The 1199-nt window shown below is 75.5% G+C and carries 2 protein-coding genes; both read right to left on the bottom strand.

The window, feature by feature from the left end; translation table 11 throughout:
• Positions 1 to 539: triphosphoribosyl-dephospho-CoA synthase (locus L810_RS43820; RefSeq protein WP_257009055.1), on the bottom strand; the 539-nt coding region annotated here is incomplete at its 3' end.
• Positions 536 to 1199 (bottom strand): malonate decarboxylase holo-[acyl-carrier-protein] synthase (mdcG, locus tag L810_RS43815; protein ID WP_042978566.1); only part of this gene is annotated, 664 nt, incomplete at its 5' end. The genes mdcG and L810_RS43820, both read right to left, overlap by 4 nt.

Genomic DNA, 1199 nt, shown 5'->3' with positions numbered 1-1199 from the left:
CGTGCGGCGCTCGACGAGATCGGCGCGCGCGTCGACGTGGTCGACCAGGGGGCGCTCGCGGGCGTGCGCAAGCAGGGCGGCGTGTCGGGCAGGCGCGGGCCGCCGAGGATGTCGGCGCCCCAGCGGCGGGAGACGAACGCGCCGAGCGTCGTCCCGCCCGGCACGGCGCCCGGCGTCGCACGCCGGCCCGCCGCCGCACACAGCAGCCCGAGCCCGAAGATCGCGCCGCGATGCGTGTTGACGCCGCCGGTCGCGGCGAGCATCGCGTGCTCGCCGCGCAGGCCGATCTTGCGCAGCACGGCCATGTCCGCATCGCGCGCGCCTGCGTCGGCCAGTTCCGCGAAGTAAGGCCGCAGCACGGCGGCGCTGCGTGCGAAGGTCGCGGCATCCATGTCGGTGTGACTGCCGGTGTCGACGTGACTGACGAGCCCCGGCTTCGGATAGGTCTCGATCTCGAGCACGAGGCTGCGCTCGGCCAGTTCGGCGATGCGCTCGGCTTCGGACGGCGCCGGTATGCGGCAGGCGGCCCATGCACTCATCGCGCGCCCCCGGTGAAGGCGTCGGCCGGCATCAGTTCGACGGCGATCGCCGTCTTGACCGCGACTTCAGGCTGCCGCGCATGCAGTTCGCGCCAGTTCACGCCCGCGCCGTCGTTGCGCAGCAGTTCGCCGTCGATGCGCATGGGCGCGCGCCCGTCGATCGCCGCAAGGCCGTCGAGCAGCGTCGCGACCGATGCCGCTTCCGGTAGCGGGAACACGATGTCGAGGTCGGACGACTCGCCCAGGTACGGCTCGCCCGTCAGCGCCTGCCATGCGAGGCTGCCGAACACGCGGCCCTGCACGCCGCACCGCGCGCCGAGCGCATCGAGCTCGCGCAACGGTGCGCGCCACGCGTCGGGCGCGGCCGCGAGCACGTCGGACAACGTGGGCAGCGGGCTGACCGTCGCGAGCGCATCGGCCGCTGCGTTCAGCGCGATGCGCCGCTTGCCCGCGGACGGCGGCAGCGGCAGGCCGAGCGGCACGCGGCCGGCATCGGCCTCGTCGGGCGACGCGCGGCGCACGATCAGCGGCCGGCCGCGCGCGGCCCACGCCTGCACGAGCGGATCGGCGGCGAGCGCGGGATCGCGCGCGAATGCCGCGCCCCACCCCGCCGCCGTCAACGTGACGAGCGTGTGGCGGCGCAGCGGCATCTCAGCGCGC

The organism is Burkholderia sp. AU4i (genome assembly GCF_000466765.1).
GTDB lineage: Bacteria > Pseudomonadota > Gammaproteobacteria > Burkholderiales > Burkholderiaceae > Burkholderia > Burkholderia cepacia.
The sequence above is the reverse complement of the archived record's forward strand: the minus strand, read 5'-3'. Positions and strand labels throughout refer to the sequence as shown.